Source organism: Streptomyces sp. NPDC050856 (genome assembly GCF_040653855.1).
Lineage (GTDB): Bacteria > Actinomycetota > Actinomycetes > Streptomycetales > Streptomycetaceae > Streptomyces.
Map to the genome: position 1 here is coordinate 99,432 of NZ_JBFAGV010000007.1, position 19,880 is coordinate 119,311.

General features: G+C 73.8%; 17 protein-coding genes, 1 tRNA gene and 1 pseudogene. 8 read left to right on the forward strand and 11 right to left on the reverse strand.

The annotated features are described in order from the left end of the window. The first annotated feature begins 2 nt into the window (after positions 1-2). Together AB0H53_RS09340 and AB0H53_RS09345 are read left to right on the forward strand one after the other, a co-directional pair. Positions 3-1,613 (forward strand): glycerol-3-phosphate dehydrogenase/oxidase, encoded by a 1,611-nt coding sequence (locus tag AB0H53_RS09340; protein ID WP_362109215.1) that lies wholly within the window; start codon positions 3-5, stop codon positions 1,611-1,613. Positions 1,614-1,810: 197 nt separating this feature from the next. Beyond that, positions 1,811-2,830 (forward strand): PAC2 family protein, encoded by a 1,020-nt coding sequence (locus AB0H53_RS09345; RefSeq protein ID WP_362109217.1) that lies wholly within the window; start codon positions 1,811-1,813, stop codon positions 2,828-2,830. Between the two features lie 107 nt (positions 2,831-2,937). Here the strand turns inward: AB0H53_RS09345 and mshC are convergent, their stop codons facing one another. The 4 genes from mshC to AB0H53_RS09365 all read right to left on the reverse strand — a co-directional run bounded on the left by mshC (position 2,938) and on the right by AB0H53_RS09365 (position 6,427). After that, the gene (gene mshC / locus AB0H53_RS09350) at positions 2,938-4,167 is read right to left on the reverse strand and encodes a cysteine--1-D-myo-inosityl 2-amino-2-deoxy-alpha-D-glucopyranoside ligase (RefSeq protein ID WP_362109219.1); all 1,230 of its coding nucleotides are present in this window, start codon (positions 4,165-4,167) and stop codon (positions 2,938-2,940) included. Between the two features lie 122 nt (positions 4,168-4,289). Continuing rightward, positions 4,290-5,117, reverse strand: coding sequence for an SCO1664 family protein (locus tag AB0H53_RS09355; protein WP_362109221.1), 828 nt, complete (start codon positions 5,115-5,117; stop codon positions 4,290-4,292). Then, entirely contained in the window at positions 5,081-5,671 is a 591-nt protein-coding gene (locus tag AB0H53_RS09360) for a DUF3090 domain-containing protein (protein WP_362109223.1), read from the reverse strand. The genes AB0H53_RS09355 and AB0H53_RS09360 overlap by 37 nt, the downstream gene beginning before the upstream one ends. 66 nt (positions 5,672-5,737) lie before the next feature. Continuing rightward, positions 5,738-6,427 carry a histidine phosphatase family protein gene (locus AB0H53_RS09365; protein ID WP_362109225.1) on the reverse strand — a complete coding sequence of 230 codons (690 nt, stop codon included), beginning with the start codon at positions 6,425-6,427 and terminating at the stop codon, positions 5,738-5,740. A 53-nt stretch (positions 6,428-6,480) separates the two neighbouring features. On the opposite strand from AB0H53_RS09365, the gene AB0H53_RS09370 reads away from it, so the two are divergent. Next, on the forward strand, positions 6,481-7,479 hold the full coding sequence (locus AB0H53_RS09370) for a magnesium and cobalt transport protein CorA (protein WP_362109456.1): 999 nt from the start codon (positions 6,481-6,483) through the stop codon (positions 7,477-7,479). 4 nt (positions 7,480-7,483) lie between these two features. Here the strand turns inward: AB0H53_RS09370 and AB0H53_RS09375 are convergent, their stop codons facing one another. Together AB0H53_RS09375 and AB0H53_RS09380 are read right to left on the reverse strand one after the other, a co-directional pair. Further along, positions 7,484-8,269, reverse strand: a complete 786-nt coding sequence (locus AB0H53_RS09375) for a ferritin-like domain-containing protein (protein WP_362109227.1) — start codon at positions 8,267-8,269, stop codon at positions 7,484-7,486. A gap of 278 nt (positions 8,270-8,547) precedes the next feature. Beyond that, entirely contained in the window at positions 8,548-9,600 is a 1,053-nt protein-coding gene (locus AB0H53_RS09380) for an LLM class F420-dependent oxidoreductase (protein WP_362109229.1), read from the reverse strand. Between the two features lie 165 nt (positions 9,601-9,765). Between AB0H53_RS09380 and AB0H53_RS09385 the strand changes: the two genes are divergently transcribed. Both AB0H53_RS09385 and AB0H53_RS09390 read left to right on the forward strand, forming a co-directional pair. Then, a complete protein-coding gene (locus tag AB0H53_RS09385; RefSeq protein ID WP_362109231.1) occupies positions 9,766-10,749 on the forward strand; it encodes an aldo/keto reductase in 984 nt (327 codons plus the stop codon). Further along, a complete protein-coding gene (locus AB0H53_RS09390) occupies positions 10,746-13,199 on the forward strand; it encodes a helix-hairpin-helix domain-containing protein (protein ID WP_362109233.1) in 2,454 nt (817 codons plus the stop codon). The genes AB0H53_RS09385 and AB0H53_RS09390 overlap by 4 nt, the downstream gene beginning before the upstream one ends. Positions 13,200-13,305: 106 nt before the next feature. On the opposite strand, the gene AB0H53_RS09395 is transcribed toward AB0H53_RS09390, so the two are convergent. Next, entirely contained in the window at positions 13,306-13,965 is a 660-nt protein-coding gene (locus tag AB0H53_RS09395; protein ID WP_362109235.1) for a hypothetical protein, read from the reverse strand. Between the two features lie 47 nt (positions 13,966-14,012). On the opposite strand from AB0H53_RS09395, the gene AB0H53_RS09400 reads away from it, so the two are divergent. Further along, positions 14,013-14,201 carry a DUF5703 family protein gene (locus tag AB0H53_RS09400; RefSeq protein ID WP_005319466.1) on the forward strand — a complete coding sequence of 63 codons (189 nt, stop codon included), beginning with the start codon at positions 14,013-14,015 and terminating at the stop codon, positions 14,199-14,201. 63 nt (positions 14,202-14,264) lie between these two features. Here the strand turns inward: AB0H53_RS09400 and AB0H53_RS09405 are convergent, their stop codons facing one another. The 3 genes from AB0H53_RS09405 to AB0H53_RS09415 all read right to left on the reverse strand — a co-directional run bounded on the left by AB0H53_RS09405 (position 14,265) and on the right by AB0H53_RS09415 (position 16,898). Further along, on the reverse strand, positions 14,265-15,032 hold the full coding sequence (locus AB0H53_RS09405; protein WP_362109236.1) for a chaplin family protein: 768 nt from the start codon (positions 15,030-15,032) through the stop codon (positions 14,265-14,267). A gap of 137 nt (positions 15,033-15,169) precedes the next feature. Continuing rightward, positions 15,170-15,403, reverse strand: a complete 234-nt coding sequence (locus tag AB0H53_RS09410) for a chaplin (RefSeq protein WP_362109238.1) — start codon at positions 15,401-15,403, stop codon at positions 15,170-15,172. Between the two features lie 163 nt (positions 15,404-15,566). Beyond that, positions 15,567-16,898, reverse strand: coding sequence for a M20/M25/M40 family metallo-hydrolase (locus AB0H53_RS09415; protein ID WP_362109240.1), 1,332 nt, complete (start codon positions 16,896-16,898; stop codon positions 15,567-15,569). A gap of 162 nt (positions 16,899-17,060) precedes the next feature. Here AB0H53_RS09415 and AB0H53_RS09420 point away from each other — a divergent pair. Together AB0H53_RS09420 and AB0H53_RS09425 are read left to right on the forward strand one after the other, a co-directional pair. Next, positions 17,061-17,145, forward strand: a tRNA-Leu gene (locus tag AB0H53_RS09420). 78 nt (positions 17,146-17,223) lie between these two features. Further along, a complete protein-coding gene (locus AB0H53_RS09425) occupies positions 17,224-18,471 on the forward strand; it encodes an ROK family protein (RefSeq protein ID WP_362109242.1) in 1,248 nt (415 codons plus the stop codon). A 188-nt stretch (positions 18,472-18,659) separates the two neighbouring features. On the opposite strand, the pseudogene xylA reads toward AB0H53_RS09425, so the two are convergent. Continuing rightward, positions 18,660-19,829, reverse strand: a pseudogene (xylA, locus tag AB0H53_RS09430) (xylose isomerase). Positions 19,830-19,880: the final 51 nt, after the last annotated feature.

Below are 19,880 nucleotides of genomic sequence, written 5' to 3' on the forward strand. Positions count from 1 at the left end.
TCATGACCCCCCTGCAGAGCGTCCCCGCCCTCGGGACGCACCCGGCTGCCGGCTCCTTGCCGAGCCGAGCCGAGACCCGGGAGCACCTCTCCAAGGCGACGTACGACCTCCTGGTGATCGGTGGTGGCATCCTGGGCATCTCCACCGCCTGGCACGCCGCGCAGTCCGGACTGCGGGTGGCCCTGGTGGACGCCGGCGACTTCGCCGGCGCCACCTCCTCCGCCTCCTCCAAGCTGCTCCACGGCGGTCTGCGCTACCTGCAGACCGGCGCGGTGAAGCTGGTGGCGGAGAACCACTTCGAGCGCCGTGCGGTCTCCCGCCAGGTCGCACCGCACCTGGCCAACCCGCTCACCTTCTACCTGCCGGTGTACAAGGGCGGGCCGCACGGCGCCGCGAAGCTGGGCGCGGGCGTCTTCGCGTACTCGGCGCTCTCCGCCTTCGGCGACGGTGTCGGGCACCTGCTGAGCCCCGCCAAGGCCGCGCGGGACGTGCCCGAGCTGCGCACCGACAACCTCAAGGCCGTGGCCGTGTACGGCGACGACCAGATGAACGACGCGCGCATGGCCCTGATGACCGTCCGCGCCGCGGTCGACGCGGGCGCCACCGTCCTCAACCACGCCGAGGTCACCGGCCTGCGCTTCACCCAGGGGCGGGTCACCGGCGCGGACCTGAGGGACCGCACCGACGGTATCGAGTTCGGGGTCGACGCCCGCCTGGTGCTCAACGCCACCGGCCCCTGGGTGGACCACCTGCGCAGGATGGAGGACCCGAACGCGGCGCCCTCCATCCGCCTCTCCAAGGGCGCGCACCTGGTGCTGAAGCGCACCTCCCCCTGGAAGGCCGCGCTGGCCACCCCGATCGACAAGTACCGCATCACCTTCGCCCTCCCCTGGGAGGACATGCTGCTGCTCGGCACCACCGACGAGGAGTACGAGGGCGACCCGGGCGAGGTGGCGGTCAACGACAAGGACGTCACCCAGATCCTCGACGAGGCCGCGTTCTCCATCCGCGACCAGCAGCTCTCCCGTGACCTGATCACCTACTCGTTCGCGGGCCTGCGGGTGCTGCCGGGCGGTCCCGGCGACACCTCCAAGGCCAAGCGCGAGACGGTGGTCACCGAGGGCCGCGGTGGCATGCTGTCGGTGGCCGGCGGCAAGTGGACGACCTTCCGTCACATCGGCCGCACGGTGATGAACAAGCTGGCGTCCCTGCCGGGCCGCCCGCTGGCCGAGGACATGGAGCCGATGGCGCAGCTGCCCAAGAAGCTCCCGCTGCCCGGCATAGCCAATCCCCGCGCGGTGGCGCACCGGCTGCTGGTCGACGGCGGCACCCCGGGCCCGCGGATGTCCGCCGACACCGCCCGCCACCTGGCCACCCACTACGGCTCGCTCTCCTTCGACATCGCCCGCCTGGCGAACGAGGACCCGGCGCTGGCCGAGCGCGTCCACCCGGACGCCCCGGAGATCTGGGCGCAGGTCGCCTACGCCCGCGACCACGAGTGGGCCGAGACGGCGGACGACGTGCTGCGCCGCCGCACCACGCTGACCATCCGCGGCCTGGCGACGGACGAGATCCGCGGCCGGGTCGAGGAGATGCTCGCCAAGAAGGCGTGAGCGCGGCGCAGTTGCCGTGCGGTACGGGTGAGGGGCGGTCGTGCGGACGACCGCCCCTCACGCTTGCGTTCCTGCCGCTCGTCGTGGGTAGACGCTCCGGGCCGGAACAGCACCCGGACGTGTACAGGGGCTGCGGGAGGAGCCCCCGTAAGCCGTAAGGTTGGTCCGTACGCACGGAACTTCGGAAGGAGGCCTGGGTGATCGAGCTCGAGGGGGTTCCCGAGCTGATCGACCCGGTCATGGTGGCCGCGTTCGAGGGCTGGAACGACGCCGGCGACGCCGCCTCCACCGCGGTCGCGCACCTGGAACGGGAGTGGAAGGGCGAGGTGTTCGCGGCGCTCGACGCCGAGGACTACTACGACTTCCAGGTCAACCGGCCCACGGTGTGGCTGGACGGCGGGGTACGGAAGATCACCTGGCCGACGACCCGGCTCTCGGTGGTCCGGGTGGGCGGGGAGAAGCCGCGCGACCTGGTCCTGGTCCGGGGGATCGAGCCGTCCATGCGCTGGCGCTCGTTCTGCAACGAGATCCTGGGCTTCGCCCATGAGCTGGGCGTGGAGATGGTGGTGATCCTGGGCGCGCTGCTCGGCGACACCCCGCACACCCGGCCGGTGCCGGTCAGCGGTGTCACCTCCGACCCGGACCTGGCGCGCACCATGGACCTGGAGGAGACCCGGTACGAGGGTCCCACGGGCATCGTCGGCATCCTCCAGGAGGCCTGCACGCACGCGGGCGTGCCGGCGGTGAGCCTGTGGGCGGCGGTGCCGCACTACGTCTCGCAGCCGCCCAACCCCAAGGCCACGCTGGCGCTGCTCAACCGGCTGGAGGACCTGATCGGCCTGCGCGTCCCGCTGGGCGAACTGGCCGAGGACGCGCGGGCCTGGCAGGTCGGCGTGGACCAGCTGGCCTCCGAGGACAGCGAGGTGGCGGAGTACGTGCAGACGCTGGAGGAGGCGCGGGACACCGCGGAGCTCCCGGAGGCGTCGGGCGAGGCCATCGCCCGGGAGTTCGAGCGGTACCTGCGGCGCCGGGACGTCGGGCCGGGCGCGCCCGGGGCCCCCGGGAGCGGGCCGGGCGGTGCGCCGGGCCCCGGGCACGCCACGGAGCTGGGTGACAACTCCTACCTGCGCGACACCTCCAGCGGGCGGACCCGGCCGCCGAAGCCGCCCAAGCCCGAGCCGGGCGACGACGACGGCCCCGCGGACGCGGAGGACTGAGGGTTCCCCGGCACTCCGGGGAACACGGAGCGGGGCGGTACCGATCCGGTACCGCCCCGCTCCGTGTTCCGCGGCCTCCCGCGGCCTCCCCCCGGGGGGCGGCCTGCCTACAGGGCCACGCCGAGCAGCGCGTCCACCGTGCGCGAGACCAGCCCGGGGGCGCTCTCGTCGGTACCGCCCCCGGCGGCCTGCCGCTCGGCCCACCGGTCCACCGCCGCGAGCGCGCGCGGGGCGTCCAGGTCGTCGGCCAGCGCCTCCCGGACCTCCTCGACCAGGGCGTCGGCGGACGGCCCGTCGGGGCGGGAGACCGCGGCGCGCCAGCGGTCCAGGCGCGCCACGGCGTCCCGCAGCACCTGGTCGGTCCACTCCCAGTCGGCTCGGTAGTGGTGCGCGAGCAGCGAGAGCCGGATGGCGGCCGGGTCGACGCCGTCGCGGCGCAGCCGGGAGACGAAGACCAGGTTGCCCTTCGACTTGGACATCTTCGCGCCGTCCAGGGCGACCATCCCGGCGTGCACGTACGCCTTGGCGAAGGGGTACTCGCCGGTCAGCGCCTGGGCGTGGGAGGCTCCCATCTCGTGGTGCGGGAAGACCAGGTCGGAGCCGCCGCCCTGGACGTCGAAGCCCATGCCCAGGTGGTCCAGGGCGATGGCCACGCACTCGATGTGCCAGCCCGGGCGGCCGCGTCCGAGGCTGCCGCCCTCCCAGCTCGGTTCGCCGTCGCGGGCGGCCATCCACAGCATCGGGTCGAGCGGGTTCTTCTTGCCCGGCCGGTCCGGGTCGCCGCCGCGCTCGGCGGACAGCACGCGCATCGCCTCGGCGTCGTAGTGCGACACCTGCCCGAAGTGCGGGTCGGCCTCGACGGAGAAGTAGACGTCACCGTCGAGCTCGTACGCGGCGCCGGCGTCGCGCAGCCGCTCGATGAGCGGCACGATGCCGGGTATGGCCTCGACGGCGCCGATGTAGTGCCGCGGCGGGAGCATCCGCAGGGCGGTCATGTCCTCGCGGAACAGGGCGGTCTCGCGCTCGGCGAGCCCCGCCCAGTCGATGCCGTCGCGGACCGCCCGCTCCAGGAGCGGATCGTCGACGTCGGTGACGTTCTGGACGTAGTGGACCTGCCGCTTGGTGTCGAGCCACACGCGCTGAACGAGGTCGAACGCGTTGTAGGTCGCCGCGTGACCGATGTGGGTCGCGTCGTACGGCGTGATGCCGCAGACGTAGATACGGGCGACGGGGCCGGGGGCGAGGGTGACTCGACCGCCGGTCGCGGTGTCGTGGATCCGGAGGTCGCGGCCCGTGCCGGGCAGGGCGGGGACCTCAGAAGCGGGCCAGGCATGCATGTCATGAGCGTAACCGGATGCCCGATCCGGATACGAACCGGATACGGAATCCGGCCGGTACCGGTCTTGCGGACGGCGACGGCCGCGACCGTTGTCGCCCGGGGGCCGGTGGGGCGGGCCGGTCAGACCGGGGGCCAGGGGATGGCCGGCCACTGGCCCGAGGGCTCGGGGTGGCGGGCGGTCGCGCGCAGGGCGCGCACCCGGTCCCGCACCGCCGCGACCTCCGCCGGCGTGAGCAGCCCGGCCAGGCGGGCGGCGAGGGGGGCGCCGGCCGCCAGCGACACCTCCAGGCGGCCCAGCACCTCCAGCGCCTCCTCGGTGAGCGGCTCGCCCGCCCAGCCCCACAGCAGGGTGCGCAGCTTGTCGTCCACGTTGAAGGTGACGCCGTGGTCGATGGCGTACAGCCGGCCGTCGGGGGCCGGGAGCAGGTGGCCGCCCTTGCGGTCGCCGTTGTTGATCACCGCGTCGAGCACGGCGAGCCGCCGCAGCCGTACGTCGTCGGCGTGCACCAGCAGGGCCGTGCGGCCGTCGCCGACCTGGGCCGGGCCGACCGGCCGCCAGCCCTCCCCCGCCTCCTCGCCGTCCACCAGGGCCAGCAGCGACGCCGAGGGGTCGCCCTCGATCCAGAGCTGCACCATGCCCCGGCCGTAGGGGCCGTCCCGCAGCACGGTCGGGGGGACCAGGCCCCACCCGGTCGCCTCCGACACCTCGTAGGCCGCGACCTCCCGCTGGGCCAGCGTCCCGTCGGGGAAGTCCCACAGCGGCCGCTCGCCCGCCACGGGCTTGTACACGCAGGAGACCTCTTCGCCCTCGTGGGCGACCGAGCAGAAGAGCACCGCGTTGGACGCCTCGCGGACCTGTCCGCGTACGGTCAGCTCGCCCCCGGCGAGCAGGGCGAGGGGGTCCACCGCCGTCAGGCTCCCCGGCGGTATCCGTTCTGGCGCGGGCATACGTGTCCTTCCGGATCGAGCGGCAGGCTGCACAGGGGGCACGGGGGGCGGCCCGCGTTGACCACGTCGAGGGCGCGTTTGGCGAAGGCCCTCGCCTGCGCCCCGGTCAGCCGGACCCGCAGCATGGGCGGGCCGTTCTCCTCGTCCTGGAGCAGCCGCTCCTCGGCCTCGGCGAGGTCCTCCTCGGAGTCCGCGTCCAGCTCCACCAGCGCCTGGGCCTCGACGATCATGCGCTGGTCCTCGCCGTCCCAGGCCAGCGCCATGGTGCCGACCCGGAACTCCTCCTCGACCGGTACGTCGAGCGGCGCGGTGTCGGTCACGTCCGTGGGCGCGACGGCCGGCACCGGGGCGTTGCCGCCGGTTCGGCGCACCACCTCGTCGAGCAGTTCGTCGATCCGCTCGGCGAGCGCGGCCACCTGGGTCTTCTCCAGAGCGACGCTGGTCACCCGTCCCCCGGCGGACGCCTGGAGGAAGAACGTACGGCGGCCAGGCAGCCCGACCGTGCCGGCCACGAAGCGCTCCGGTGGGTCATAGAGGAACACCTGACGGGACACGTTCCCTCTCCCTTGACTGTGAGTTTCGACGGCGCTGCGGCCCGTCCACCCTACTGCGCGGATCGATCACGGTGCGCCCGCGCCGCCGCCCACCTCGGCGGTCCCGCCGCCGCCCGTCTCCTCACGCGGCATCAGCGCGCCGAAATCACCGGTGTCACCGAGCCGCACGAGAAAGGGTCGCAGCCGGGTGTAGCGGATCGCCGTTACGGAACAAGGATCCACATGGATCCGCTGGAACAGATCGAGATGCATCCCGAGGGCGTCCGCCACGAGCGACTTGATGATGTCGCCGTGCGAGCACATGAGGTAGACGGCGTCCTCGCCGTGTTCGGCCTCCACGCGCGCGTTCCACTCCCGTACGGCTTCGACGGCGCGCGCCTGCATGGCGCGCATCGACTCGCCGCCCGGGAACGCGGCGGCGGACGGGTGCGCCTGCACGACGTCCATCAGCGGCTCGTCGGTGAGCTCGGCCAGCTTGCGCCCCGACCAGTCGCCGTAGTGGCACTCGCCGATCCGCTCGTCGGTGTGCAGCGGCAGCCCCGGCCGGGCCGCCAGCAGCGGCCGGAGGGTCTCCAGGCAGCGGTCCAGCGGACTGCTGACGGCGGCGGCGACCGGCACACCGGCCAGCCGGGCCGGCAGCGCCGCGGCCTGGACCGCGCCGCGCTCGTCGAGGGAGACGCCGGGCGTCCAGCCCGCCAGTATCCCGGCGGTGTTGGCGGTCGAGCGTCCGTGCCGTACAAGGATCAACGTGGCCATGCCCGCCAGCCTAGGCCGCCGGAGGGGTGCGGGGGCGCCGCGGCGGGGGGAGAATACGCGCCGTGATCGTGGACTGTGCCATCTACCGGGACGGGCGCCGCAGTACCGGCCCCGCCGACTTCTCCGACGCCCTGGACGAGGCCCGGCGGGCGTCGTCCGACGGCGCGTTCGTCTGGATCGGGCTGCACGAACCGACGGAGGAGGAGTTCGACCACGTCGCGGACGAGTTCTCCCTGCACCCGCTGGCCGTGGAGGACGCCCTGAAGGCCCACCAGCGGCCCAAGCTGGAGGTGTACGACGACTCGCTGTTCATGGTCCTCAAGCCGGTGCTGTACGAGCCCAGCAGCGACAAGGTCTCCACCGGTGAGCTGATGGTGTTCCTGGGCGACTCGTTCGTGGTGACCGTCCGGCACGGCCAGGGCGCCCCGCTGGCCGCGGTGCGGCAGCGGCTGGAGGCCGAGCCCGACGTGCTGCGGCACGGGCCGACCGCCGTCCTGTACGCGATCAGCGACGCCGTCGTGGACCACTACATCGAGGTGTCCGGTGAGCTCCAGGTCGATCTGGAGGAACTGGAGACCGAGGTCTTCCAGCCGTCGGGCGGCGACGCCAAGAACACGGCGTCGCGGATCTACACCTTCAAGCGCCAGGTGCTGGAGTTCCGCCGGGCCACCGGGCCGCTGACCGGGCCGATGGCCCGGCTGGCGGGCGGCGGCGTACCGTTCGTCGACGAGCACGCCCAGCCGTTCTTCCGGGACGTCAGCGACCACCTGACGCGCGCCGGCGAGCAGGTGGAGGGACTGGACCGGCTGCTGTCGGACATCCTGTCGGCGCACCTGGCGCAGATGGGGGTGCGGCAGAACGACGACATGCGGAAGATCTCGGCCTGGGCGGCCATGGCAGCGGTGCCGACCATGGTCGCGGGCGTCTACGGCATGAACTTCGAGCACATGTGGGAGCTGGACCAGGTCTGGGGCTACCCGGCGGTGATCGTCCTGATGGCCGTGGCGGTCGTGGGGCTCTTCCGCCTGTTCAAGCGGCGGGGCTGGCTGTAGCGGCTCAGAGCGCCGGGGCCGGCTCCGGCGGTCCGCCCAGCGCGTCGCGCCGCTCCGGCATGGCCAGGCCCACCATGCGCCGCCACCGGCCGGCCCGTTCGTAGGCGTACACGGCCCGGATGCCCCCGGCCAGCGCGGCCGACTTGGCCGGCGGCCACCTCAGGATGCGGCCCATGTGCGCCGTCACGGCCAGACTGACGTCCCGGTAGACGGCGATCTCGGCCAGCGCGCACTCCCGCAGGGTCCGCTGGATGGTGCGGCCGTGCCCGGCGCGGGCGAGGCGCAGCAGTTCCTCGTGGCAGTACGCGAGGTGGTTGTCCTCGTCGTGGGAGATCATCCTGACGGCCCTGCCGACCTCGGGGTGGTCACCGAAGTACCGCACCAGCATGGCCATCTGCTCCGACGCGCGCTGCTCGGTCACCCGGCTGTGCGAGAGGTAGACCAGTACGTCGGTCTCGGTGAGCCGCTCGTCCCGGCGGAGCCGGTCGTGCGCCAGCCCGATGCCGCGCCTCTCCAGCAGCATGGTGTAGTCGGTCTCCGGCGGGACGGGGACCGGCTCCAGACCGCGCTTGCCGAGCAGGGCGTTGAAGATCCGGCCGTGCTTGTCCTCGTCGGCGCCGTGCCGGGTGATCTTCGGCGCGAGGGCGGCCAGTGACTCGGGGACCAGGGCCGCGATCCGGGCGTTCTCCCAGCCACCCTGCGTCTCGCCGCTCGCCGCGATGGAACAGAACAGCCGGTAGGAGTCGTCGTTGTCGAGGATCTCCTGGAACAGGCTTCGGGCCGAGAGCATCAATGCCACCTCCGTGCGCGGGTTCGCACAGGAGTCAAGTGCGGCCCGGCGCGGGGCGCCGAGAGCCTGGCCGGACAAGTCCGCCGAACGGAGGAGCGGCCGGCGGGCGGGGAAAGGCGTAACCGGGAGGGAGCCGGCGCGTTGTGCAGCGCGACGGCCGTGGCGGGGATGACCCCCGAGCCCCCACCACGGCCGTGGGCCTTCCCGGACCGTGAGCGCTTTCCGGCCGTACGCCTCCCCCGCCGCGCGATCGCCTCGCGGCGGGCCCCGCCGCCCCGCTACTCCACCAGGCCCGCGCGCTCCAGGGCCGCCGTGCCGGCCCGCAGGGCCGCGATCCGCTCGTCGAGGGTGAACCCGGCGGGGGCGAGGGTGAGGGTGGTGACGCCGGCGGCCGCGTACGCCTGCATCCGATCGGCGATCCGCTCGACGGAGCCGAGCAGGGTGGTCTGGTCGATGAGCCGGTGCGGGACGGCCGCCGCCGCGCCCTGCTTGTCGCCCGAGAGGTACTTGTCCTGGATCTCGGCGGCTTCCTTCTCGTACCCCATGCGCTGGGCGAGCTGGTTGTAGAAGTTCTGCTTCCGGCTGCCCATGCCGCCCACGTACAGCGCGGTGTACGGGCGGAAGGTGTCGGCCAGGGCGTTGACGTCGTCGCCGACGGCCAGCGGGACGGTCGGCACGACGTCGAAGCCGTCCATGGTCAGGCCCGCCTTCTCCCGGCCCGCGCGCAGGTGCCGGAGCGCGGTGTCCTCCAGGTGTTCGGCGGACGGGAAGATCAGCAGCGCGCCGTCCGCGATCTCCCCGGTCTGCTCCAGGTTCTTGGGGCCGATCGCCGCGATGTAGAGCGGGATGTGCTCACGCTCGGGGTGGACGGTGAGCTTGATCGGCTTGCCCGGGCCGCCGGGCAGCGGCAGGGTCCAGTGCTCGCCGTCGTGGGTCAGCCGCTCGCGGGACATGGCCTTGCGGACGATCTCCACGTACTCGCGGGTCCGGGCCAGGGGCTTGTCGAACTTCACGCCGTACCAGCCCTCCGACACCTGCGGGCCGGACACGCCCAGGCCGAGGCGGAAACGGCCGCCGGAGAGGGAGTCGAGGGTGGCCGCCGTCATCGCGGTCATGGCGGGCTGACGGGCCGGGATCTGCATGATCGCGGAGCCGATGTCGATGTTCTCGGTCTGCGCGGCGACCCAGGACAGCACGGTGGGCGCGTCCGAACCGTACGCCTCGGCGGCCCAGCAGACGTCGTAGCCGAGGCGGTCCGCCTCCCGCGCGACGGCGAGGTTGTCGCCGTCCATGCCCGCGCCCCAGTAGCCGAGGTTGATGCCGAGCCGCATAGCCGGTCCCCTTAACTCATTTACTGATCAGTAACGTGCCTGGGCGGGACTCTAGCGCGCGGGCCCGCCATCCGTCAGGAGGGCGCCGCGCGCGGCCGGGCGGCGCCGGTGAGGGGTTGTCCACAGGCTCTCCGCCGGTGGGCCCCCGGCCAGTAATCTCGCGCCATGGAGCAGAGGCATCTCGGCCGTACCGGCCTGCGCGTGTCCCGCATCGGACTCGGCACCCTCACGTGGGGACGGGACACCGACGAGCACGACGCCGTGGACCAGTTGAAGGTGTTCTGGGAGGCGGGCGGGACGCTGATCGACACGGCGGACGTGTACGGGGGCGGCGAGGCCGAGTACCTGCTCGGCCGGCTCGTGGAGCGGCTGGTGGCCCGGGGCGACCTGGTCCTCGCGACGAAGGCGGGCAGCGTGCCGGACCCCGACCGGCGGTTCGACGGGTCGCGCGGGCACCTGCTGGCCGCGCTGGACGCGTCACTGGCGCGGCTGGGGACGGACTACGTGGATCTGTGGCAGGTCCACGCCTTCGACCCGGCCACGCCGCTGGAGGAGACCCTCCAGGCGCTGGACATCGCGGTCAGCAGCGGCCGGGCCAGGTACGTCGGGGTGTCGAACTTCTGCGGCTGGCAGCTGGCGAAGGCGGCGACCTGGCAGCTCGCCGCCCCCGGGGTGCGCGCCCGGCTGGCCAGTACGCAGATGGAGTACTCGCTGCTGCAACGGGGCGTGGAGAGGGAGGTGCTGCCGGCCGCCCTGGACCTGGGCGTCGGGCTGCTGCCGTCGTCACCGCTGGGGCGCGGCGTCCTGACCGGCAAGTACCGGCGCGCCACCCCGGCCGGCTCACGGGGCGCCTCGGAGCAACTGGCGCCGTTCGTGGAGCCGTACCTGGACGACCCCGCCACCCGGATCGTGGACGCGGTGGTGACGGCGGCGGACGGGCTGGCGACGACACCGTTGCAGGTGGCGCTGGCCTGGGTACGGGACCGGCCGGGGGTCGTGGCGCCGATCGTGGGCGCGCGCAACGCGCAGCAGCTCGCGGCGGCGCTGTCAGTGGAGGCGCTTAGTCTTCCTGACGAGATCTGCCAGGCGCTCGACGACGTGTCGGCGCCCGTGCACCGCTATCCCGATCAGGACTGGAGCACGCTGTGACCGCGCTTCCCCGGGGGGCAACCCCCGGCCCCTCGGCCGACGACCAGGCCGCCGTGACCGCCGCCGGGACCACCGGGGCGGAGGGCGCCGAGCCCACGGCCGGTGCCACGGCCGGTGGCACCGGTGAGTCCGCCGCGGCCGCCGAGGCGCCCGTGCCCGACCCCGCCGACGAGGCGGACCGTGCCGACGACACCGACCGGACCGACGAGGCCGATCAGGCCGATCAGGCCGACGCGGCCGTCACCGAGGAGGCGGACGCGGGCCGGGAGGCGCCGGGCACCGGCCCGGCGGACAGGGAACCTGGTGGCGGCGGGGACGACGGGGGCGGTGCGCGGGTGGGCCCCGCGGGCGGCGGGAGCACGGACGAGAGCCCCGGTGACACGGACCCGGCCGGGGACGGCTCCGCCGGCGAGGGCACGGGTGACGGCGGCCCGGCCGGTGCGGGGGACCCGGCAGCCGGCTCGGTCTCGGAGGCCGACGCCGAGCTGGCCGCTCAGCGGGAGCTGCGGGCGCGGATCGAGCAGCGCAAGGCGGAGAAGGGCGGCCCCATCGCGGCCGGCGCCAAGCTGAGCGGGCGAGCCGCTGATCTGCTCGCGGCGGTACGGGCCGTGGAGAGCGGTGAGAAGAGCGGTTCCGCCTTCCTCGACTCCCCCGCGCCCGCGCCCCGGCGGCCCGCTCCCGAAGCGGCCGCGCCCGTCCGGCAGCCCGCCGCGGCCCCCGCCCCTGCCCGGGCGGCGCGGACGGCCGCGCCGGAGACGGTGGTGGCCGTCCGGGCCGTGCTGCGGGAGGGGGGCGCGCCCGAGGCTCTCGCCGGACAGGTGGCGGCGGAGCTCGGCGAAGCGGCGGCGAAGGCGCTGCGGGAGAACCCGTGGCACCTGCTGGACGTGCCCGGGGTGCGGCCGGAGCAGGCCGACGGTTTCGCCCGGGCGCTGCTCGGCCCCGAATGCGGGCCCGGTGACGGCCGCCGCACGGACGCCCTCGTCGGCTGGCTGCTCCGGCGGGCGGCGCTCCAGGGGCACACGGCGCTGGAGGCCGCGGCCGTGCGCGCCGCGCTGGCCGAGCGGTCGGTGCCCGACCCGGACGAGGCGGTGCGGCACGCGGTCGCCGGGGGCGCCGTGCTGGTGTTCCACGACGGGCTGGACGAGCCCGGCGGCGAGCAGCCGGACGTCGAGGCGACGGGCGAGGAGCGGGCCGAGCCGGTACCGGTGCTGCTGGGACTGGACCGGTACGCCCTCGCCGAGGAGAGCCTGGCCGACGGGCTGGCCCGGCTGGCCAGGAGCGGCCCCGACACCCGGTGGGAGGTGGCGGCCCCGACCGAGCTGGCCCGGGCGGTCGCCGAGCACGGGCTGGTCGCCCACACCGGTGGCGAGGCGGCGCGGGCGGAGCCGGTCGCCCTGGCCCTGGCCGCGCGCGCTCTGGGGCTGCGGGCCGCCGTGGCCACGCACACCCGCGACGGCGGGCGCCGGCTGGGCCGGGACACCGGGGCGGTCACCGTCCCCGAGCTGCTGTCGGGCCCGGCCGGGCCCGGCCGGGACGAGGACGGCGCGCTCGCCCTGGACCTCCTGGTCGTGCTGGACGCGCCGCAGCTCGACGTCGAGACGGCCGCGATGCTCGTGGAGTCCCTGCCGGACGGCTGCCGGCTGGTGCTGAGCGGCGATCCCGGGGTGCTGTGGTCGGCGGGCGCGGGGCGGGTCTTCGCCGACGTGTTGGCGGCCCGGGTGTGCCCGCAGATCGCCTCCCGGACGCCGGACCCCGGGCCCATCGGGGAGCTGGTGTCCGGCATCGGGATCGGCGAGCTGAACCAGGTGGCGGCGCCGGGCAAGGAAGTCGTGATCGTCCCGGTGCGGGACGCGGGTGAGGCGGTGCACCGGACGGTGCAGCTGGTCGCGGACTCGGTGCCCCGGGCCATCGGCGTACCGCCCGAGCGGACGCAGGTCGTCACGGTGGGCCACGGCGGCTCGGCCGGGACCCGCGCGCTGAACGCGGCGCTGAAGCAGCGGCTCAACCCGGGGCCCGGACGCTTCGGCGGGTTCGACCCGGGCGACCGGGTCGCCTACGCCCCGTCGCCGGGCCGGACGGTGCCGGGCACGGTGGTGACCGCGGAACCGGACGGTCTCCGGCTCGACTGCGAGGGCGAGCCCGTCGTCGTACCGAAGGACCAGGTGGAGTCGGCGGTCCGGCACGGCTGGGCGCTCACGGCGCACCAGGCGGTCGGGACGCGCTGGCCGGCCGTGGTCGTGGTGCTGCCGGGGGACGCCGCCCAGGCGCTGCACCGCGCCTGGGTCTACACCGCGTTCGGCCGCGGCGAGCGGCACCTGTCGGTGGTCCACGGCGTGGACCAGGCGCTGCCCCGGGCGGTCGCGCAGACACCGCCCCCGCCCAGGACGACCCGGCTGCGGTCCCTCCTGGAGGGGCTGCTGGCCGCCGCCCCCGCGCCGGACGGCGGCTGAGGCGGCGGGGCCGGGCGGAGGGCCCGCGCGGAGGGGTCCGCCCGGGCCCGGGGCGTGTCCGCCCGGCTCGGAGCGTGACCGGCGGACCCGGAGCGTGACCGGCGGCTCAGGGCATGTCCGGCGGGCCGTCCGCCAGGTCCCCGTCCAGATCGTCCTCGTCGAAGACCGCGCTCACGTCGAAGCGGCAGATCACCCGGCCCGGGTCGGCCTGGTCGAAGGGGGTGCTCAGCCACTCGCCGGGCTCCGGGAGGTCGTCGGCCGCCGCCACCCAGAGCGTCGAGTCGCCCTCCTCCAGGCCGAATTCCTTGTGCCGCGAGGCGATCTCGTCGGGTTCGAACTCCCCGAAGAGCATGCCGAGGGCCGCGTGGACGCTCCTGCCGACCATCGGGACCGGCTCCGGACTGTCCTCGCCCCGGTCGAGGTCCGCGATGCGCTGGGCCTGGGCGAGCAGACGCTGCGGCTCGGCCACCGCGTAGTCGCGGCGGATCAGCACGCTGAGCGCGTTGGGCTCCGCCGGCCCGGCGTACGGCGGCAGGGAGTCCTCGACGCCGGGGATCTCGAAGGGGGTGACCTCGTCGTAGCGGTCGTAGAGCCGCTCGTCGTACGCCTCGGCGGCGGCGGCCAGCTCGTTGAAGGCGGCGTAGACGGCCGGGTCGTCGTCACCCGTGCGGTTCTCGACCGCCTCCAGGTGGCGGTCCAGTGCGGCTTTGACCGCCTCGGCGGCGGCACGTACCTCGGCAGCGGTGGGCTGCGCAGCATCAGACATAGGGCAGACGCTATCCGTACCGGGCCGGTGCACGCACAATAGATGCGATGCCGGAATACGAATTTGTCGATGTGTACGTGCCTCGCGGGGTCTCCCGCAAGGAGGCGACGCGTCTGCTGACCGACCATGCCGAGTACGGACACTGGGAGTTGGACCGACTGAGTCTGCACCGGGACGGCAGCCGCAGAGTGCGGCTGCGCCGGCGCATCATCCGTCAGGTGCGCGCCACCTGGTGAGGTGGCGGGCGAAACGCCAGGGGGCCCCGCGTGTGCGGGGCCCCCTCGTCGTACCCGGGACGGTTACGAGGTCTGCCGGGCGCGGCGGTAGAGCACCGTGCCGCCGAGCAGCAGGGCCGCGCCCGCCGGGAGCAGCATCCCGATCGGAGCGGAGCCGGTCTGCGCGAGCTCGTCCTCCGCCTGGGGCGGGGTGACGTCCTGCGGGGCCGGCTTGTTCGGCTCGATCGGCGAGCCGGGCTTGTCCGGGGTGGCCGGCTTGTCGGGGTTGCCGGGCTTCTCCGGAGTGGTGGGCCGCTCCGGGGTGCCGGGGTTGCCGGGCTTCTCCGGGACGGTGGGCCGCTCCGGGGTGCCGGGGTTGCCGGGCTTCTCCGGGACGGTGGGCCGCTCCGGGGTGCCGGGGTTGCCGGGCTGCTCGGGGTGGCTGCCGTTGCCGCACCCGTTGCCGAAGCTCGGGTTGAGAGCGCCGACCACGTCGACACTGTTGCCGCAGGCGTTGACCGGCACGCTGACCGGGGCCTGGACGTTGTTGCCGGAGGCGACGCCGGGCGAGTTGCTCGCTACGCCCTCCGCCTCGGCGCCACTGGACTTGTTGACGCACTTGTTCCCGAACGCCGGGTTGAGGGCCCCGACGACGTTCACGGTGTTGCCGCACGCGTTCACCGGCACACTCACCGGCGCCTGTACCGAATTGCCGGACCCCACGCCCGGGGAATTCGTCGCGGCCCCGTGGGCGCCGGCGCCGTTGTGCGCCGTTGCGTAACCGCCACCGAGAGCGAGTACGCCGCCCGCGGCCGCCACGATGGTCAGGCCCTTTCGCGTGACCTGTCGCATAGCTAGTTCCCTGCCTTCTAGGCTTCCGAAAACCCCCGGGCACAGCGCCCGGAGGCCGAATGCCCACCGGCCCCGGGGCGCATGGCGCGCGCTCCGGGGCCGACCGGGCTCAGTCCACTACGGGTGGAGGCGCAACGTCAGTCGTTGACGCAGACGTTGCCGAAGGCCGGGTTCAGCAGGCCGATGATGTCCACCGTGTTGCCACAGACGTTGATCGGCACGTGGACGGGGACCTGCACGACGTTGCCCGAGATGACACCCGGGGAACCCACGGCGGCACCATGGGCACCGGCATCGGCGACGGCCATGCCCGCACCGGCCAGCAGCAGACCGCCGGCAGCAGCCGCGGTGGCGACAACCTTCTTGATCATTATTCCTCCTCGTTGGCAATGCGGCCCCAGCCGCGGACCGCACCACCTGTAACGAGGAGGAAGTAACGGGGCTACGTGATGCTGACCGCGTTCACCCTTTTCGGTCTGGTGTGCACACGCGGTCGATTATTTGAGTGTCGTTTCAGCCGACTATTCACTCGTTTCAGCTGGCGTCGATGAACCGGTCCAGCACCCGGACGCCGAATTTCAGGCCCTCCACCGGCACCCGCTCGTCCACCCCGTGGAACATCCCCGCGAAATCGAGCTCGGGCGGCAGCTGGAGCGGTGCGAAGCCGAAGCAGCGGATGCCGAGGTCGTCGAAGGACTTGGCGTCGGTGCCGCCGGAGAGCATGTACGGCACCGCCCGGGCGATCGGGTCCTCCGCCCGCAGCGCGGACTGCATGGCGTCCACCAGCCTCCCGTCGAAGGTGGTCTCCAGCGCCTTGTCGCCGTGCACGTCCTCGCGTGTGACGCGAGGCCCGAGGATCCGGTCCAGGTCGGCCAGGAACTCCTCCTCGTACCCCGGCAGGAACCGGCCGTCGACGTGCGCGGTGGCCTGCCCCGGGATGACGTTGACCTTGTAGCCGGCGCCGAGCATGGTCGGCGCGGCGGAGTTGCGCAGGGTGGCGCCGATCATCTTGGCGATGCCGCCCAGCTTGGCGAGCGTGGTGTCCATGTCCTCCGGGTCGAGCGGGGTGCCCAGCGCGTCGGACAGCTCGTCCAGGAAGGACCGCACGGTCTTGGTGACCCGCACCGGCCAGGTGTGCCGGCCGAGCCGCCCGACGGCCTCGCAGAGTTCGGTGACGGCGTTGTCGGTGTTGGTCATCGAACCGTGGCCGGCGGTGCCCTCGACGGTGAGGCGCATCCAGTGCATGCCCTTCTGGGCGGTCTCCACCAGGTACAGGCGCAGGTTCTCGTTCACGGTGAAGGAGAAGCCACCGACCTCGCCGATCGCCTCGGTGACGCCGTCGAAGAGCTCCGGGTGGTTGTCGACCAGGTGACGCGCGCCGTAGGTGCCGCCCGCCTCCTCGTCGGCGAGGAACGCCAGGACGATGTCGCGCGGGGGCTTGCGCCCGCCGCGCAGCCGGTCCCGGACGACGGCGAGGGTCATCGCGTCCATGTCCTTCATGTCCACGGCGCCGCGGCCCCAGACGCAACCGTCGGCGATCTCGCCGGAGAAGGGGTGGTGGGTCCAGTCCTCGGCGTTCGCGGGGACCACGTCGGTGTGGCCGTGGATCAGCAGGGCGGGCCGGGACGGGTCCTCGCCCTCGATCCTGGCCACGGTGGAGGCCCGGCCCTTGTGGGACTCGAAGATCCTCGGTTCCAGGCCCACCTCGGCGAGCTTCTCCGCGACGTACTCGGCGGCCGCGCGCTCCCCCGGGCCCGAGTGGTCGCCGTAGTTGCTGGTGTCCATCCGGATCAGGTCGCGGCAGAGGTCGACGACCTCGTCCTCGCCGGTGACGGTGGCCGTCCGCGCCGTGCTCGACTCGCTCACGCTGGTTCCTCCCGCGTCGCTGCTGGTGGGGTCCCCCTCATCCTCCACCCCGCCGGTCCGGCACCCAAGGGTGGCCCGCACCGGGGGCGTGATCGGGCACCCCGATTGTTTGCTATGGTTTTCCACGTCGGAACGGCCCAGGGCCGCGAGACAGACACCTGAGTCCGGGTGGCGGAATGGCAGACGCGCTAGCTTGAGGTGCTAGTGCCCTTTATCGGGCGTGGGGGTTCAAGTCCCCCCTCGGACACAGCTTGAAGCGCGGGTTCGGTCGGCAGACCGGGCCCGCGCTTCTGTGTGCCGGGCGTCGCATAGGCTCGGCCGCACCATGAAGAACACTCTCGATCCGCTGGAGCCCAAGGCCGACAAGGACACCGTGCGGCGGCACAACCTGAGCCTGGTGCTGCGGGCCGTGCACGACGAGGGCGAGGCGACCCGGGCGGCGGTGGCGGCTCGGGTGGGGCTGACGCGGGCGGCGGTGTCGTCGCTGGTCGAGCAGTTGCTGGCCGGGGGGTTCCTCACCGAGCGGGGCAAGACGTTCAGCGGACAGGCGGGGCGGCCCGGGACCGCGCTGCGGGTGGCCCGCACGGGGCCGGCCGGGCTCGGCGTCGAGGTGAACGTCGACTACGTCTCCGTCTGCGTGGTCGACCTGGCCGGCACCGACCGGGTGCGGCTCACCGAGCACGTGGACAACCGGGGCGTGGCACCCGGTGAAGTGCTGGAGCGGGCCGCGCGGGTCGCGGCGCGGACGCTCGAGTCGGCCGCCGAGCAGGACCTGCACCCGGCCGGGGCGCGGCTCGCGCTGCCGGGGCTGGTTTCCGGCGGCACCGTGCGCCAGGCCCCGAACCTCGGCTGGAACCGGGTCGCGGCGGAAACACTCTTCGCGCGGGCGCTGGGCGAGCTGCGCCCAGACCGGCCGGCACCGGCGGTGGGCTCGGACAACGAGGCGAACGCGGCGGCGCTGGCGGAGCTGTGGTTCGGCGTGGGCGCCGGGCCGGAGCGGGTGCGCGGCTTCCTGTACCTGACCGGCGAGATCGGGGTGGGCGGCGCCCTCGTCGTGGACGGCGAGCTGATGCGCGGGGCGCACGGGTTCGCCGGCGAGATCGGGCACGCCATGGCCGACGCGGAGGGCCGGCCGTGCCGCTGCGGTTCGCGCGGGTGCCTGGAGCAGTACGCCGGGCAGGCGGCGCTGCTGCGCGGCGCGGGGCTCGACGAGACGGCGGGGATGCCGGGGGTGGCGGAGCTGGAACGGCGCGCCCGCGCCGGTGACGCCCGGACGGTGGCGGCGCTGGAACGCGCCGGGCGGATGCTGGGGCTGGTGCTGTCCGGGGCGGTGAACCTGCTGGACCCGGAGGCGGTGGTGCTGGGCGGGATCTACCGGCCGCTGATGCCGTGGCTGGGTCCGGCGGCGGACCGGGAGCTGACCCTGCGGGTCGTGTCGGGGCTGTGGCCGGAGGGGAGCGGGCGGTTGCGTGCCTCCTCGTCCTCGGGTGACGCGGCGCGGGGCGCGGCGGCGGTGGTGGTGCGGGACGTGATCGCCGACCCGGCGGGCCACACGGTACGCGCGCCCCGGTGACCTGCCGGTGCCCGCGCGGCGCGTGACCGGGTCGGTTCCTGCCGGGTGGCCCCGGCCGGGGCGGGTGCCGTGCGGCGCTTGGCCGGGTCGGGGCGGGTGCCCTCGCGGTCGGCGGGGCGACCGCCCGGTCTCATGACCGTCGCTCGCCGCCGATCCTCCCCCTGCGCCGGACGGGCTGGCCGGACGGGTCAGCGGGTGGCCAGGAGGTGGTCCAGCGCGAGCTGGTCGAGGCGTTCGAAGGCCATCGAGCGGGACGCGGCGGCGGCGACGTCGAAGTTCTCGTAGGCCGAGGTGTCGGCCAGCAGGGACGTCAGGCCGTCCGCGGCCGTGGGGCGGGCGAGGTCGGGGAGGCGGGAGGCGGTCAGGGCCTCCTGGACCTCGGGGTCGGCGCGGAAGGCCGCGGCGCGCTCCTTGAGGATCAGATAGTTGCGCATGCAGTTCTTCGCGGACTCCCACACGCCGTCGAAGCCGTCCGTGCGCAGGGGCTTGAAGTCGAAGTGGCGCGGCCCCTCGTAGCCGGCGTTCTCCAGCAGGTCGACAAGCCAGAAGGCCTGCCTCAGGTCGCCCGCGCCGAAGCGGAAGTCCTAGTCGTACTTGATGCCGGACTGGCCGTTGAGGTCGATGTGGAAGAGCTTGCCGGCCCACAGGGCCTGCGCGATGCCGTGCGGGAAGTTGAGGCCGGCCATGTGTTCGTGGCCGACCTCCGGGTTGACGCCGACCAGCTCGGGGCGTTCCAGGCGCTCGATGAAGGCGAGGGCGTGGCCGATCGTGGGCAGCAGGATGTCGCCGCGCGGCTCGTTGGGCTTGGGCTCGATGGCGAAGCGCAGGTCGTGGCCCTGCTCGGTGACGTACTGGCCGAGGAGGTCGAACGCCTCCTTCATCCGGTCGAGCGCGGCGCGTACGTCCTTGGCGGCGCCCGACTCCGCGCCCTCCCGGCCGCCCCACGCCACGTACACGGTGGCCCCGAGCTCGACGGCCAGGTCGATGTTGCGGATCGTCTTGCGCAGCGCGTAGCGGCGGACGTCGCGGTCGTTGGCGGTGAAGGCTCCGTCCTTGAAGACCGGGTGGGTGAAGAGGTTGGTGGTGGCCATCGGCACCTTCATGCCGGTGCGGTCCAGGGCGTCGCGGAACCGCTTGACCGCCGCCTCGCGCTCGGAGTCGGAGGAGCCGAAGGGGATCAGGTCGTCGTCGTGGAACGTCACGCCGTACGCGCCGAGGCCGGCCAGGCGCTCGACCGATTCGACGGGGTCGAGGGCGGGGCGGGTCGCGGTGCCGAAGGGGTCGGTGCCCTGCCAGCCCACGGTCCACAGGCCGAACGTGAACCTGTCTTCGGGAGCGGGGATGAAGCGTTCCGACATGCCGGGCCTCCAGGTCTATTTGTTTTTTCACATTACTAATACGCTACGGAC

Excerpts from the sequence above, each read along its gene's own strand:
- mshC (WP_362109219.1), bottom strand. The coding sequence starts at position 4,167 with ATGCATGCCTGGCCCGCTTCTGAGGTCCCCGCCCTGCCCGGCACGGGC.
- AB0H53_RS09405 (WP_362109236.1), bottom strand. The coding sequence starts at position 15,032 with ATGCGACAGGTCACGCGAAAGGGCCTGACCATCGTGGCGGCCGCGGGC.
- AB0H53_RS09365 (WP_362109225.1), bottom strand. The coding sequence starts at position 6,427 with ATGGCCACGTTGATCCTTGTACGGCACGGACGCTCGACCGCCAACACC.
- AB0H53_RS09340 (WP_362109215.1), top strand. The coding sequence starts at position 3 with ATGACCCCCCTGCAGAGCGTCCCCGCCCTCGGGACGCACCCGGCTGCC.
- AB0H53_RS09375 (WP_362109227.1), bottom strand. The coding sequence starts at position 8,269 with ATGCTCTCGGCCCGAAGCCTGTTCCAGGAGATCCTCGACAACGACGAC.
- AB0H53_RS09400 (WP_005319466.1), top strand. The coding sequence starts at position 14,013 with ATGCCGGAATACGAATTTGTCGATGTGTACGTGCCTCGCGGGGTCTCC.
- AB0H53_RS09425 (WP_362109242.1), top strand. The coding sequence starts at position 17,224 with ATGAAGAACACTCTCGATCCGCTGGAGCCCAAGGCCGACAAGGACACC.
- AB0H53_RS09410 (WP_362109238.1), bottom strand. The coding sequence starts at position 15,403 with ATGATCAAGAAGGTTGTCGCCACCGCGGCTGCTGCCGGCGGTCTGCTG.
- AB0H53_RS09355 (WP_362109221.1), bottom strand. The coding sequence starts at position 5,117 with ATGCCCGCGCCAGAACGGATACCGCCGGGGAGCCTGACGGCGGTGGAC.
- AB0H53_RS09380 (WP_362109229.1), bottom strand. The coding sequence starts at position 9,600 with ATGCGGCTCGGCATCAACCTCGGCTACTGGGGCGCGGGCATGGACGGC.
- AB0H53_RS09385 (WP_362109231.1), top strand. The coding sequence starts at position 9,766 with ATGGAGCAGAGGCATCTCGGCCGTACCGGCCTGCGCGTGTCCCGCATC.
- AB0H53_RS09395 (WP_362109235.1), bottom strand. The coding sequence starts at position 13,965 with ATGTCTGATGCTGCGCAGCCCACCGCTGCCGAGGTACGTGCCGCCGCC.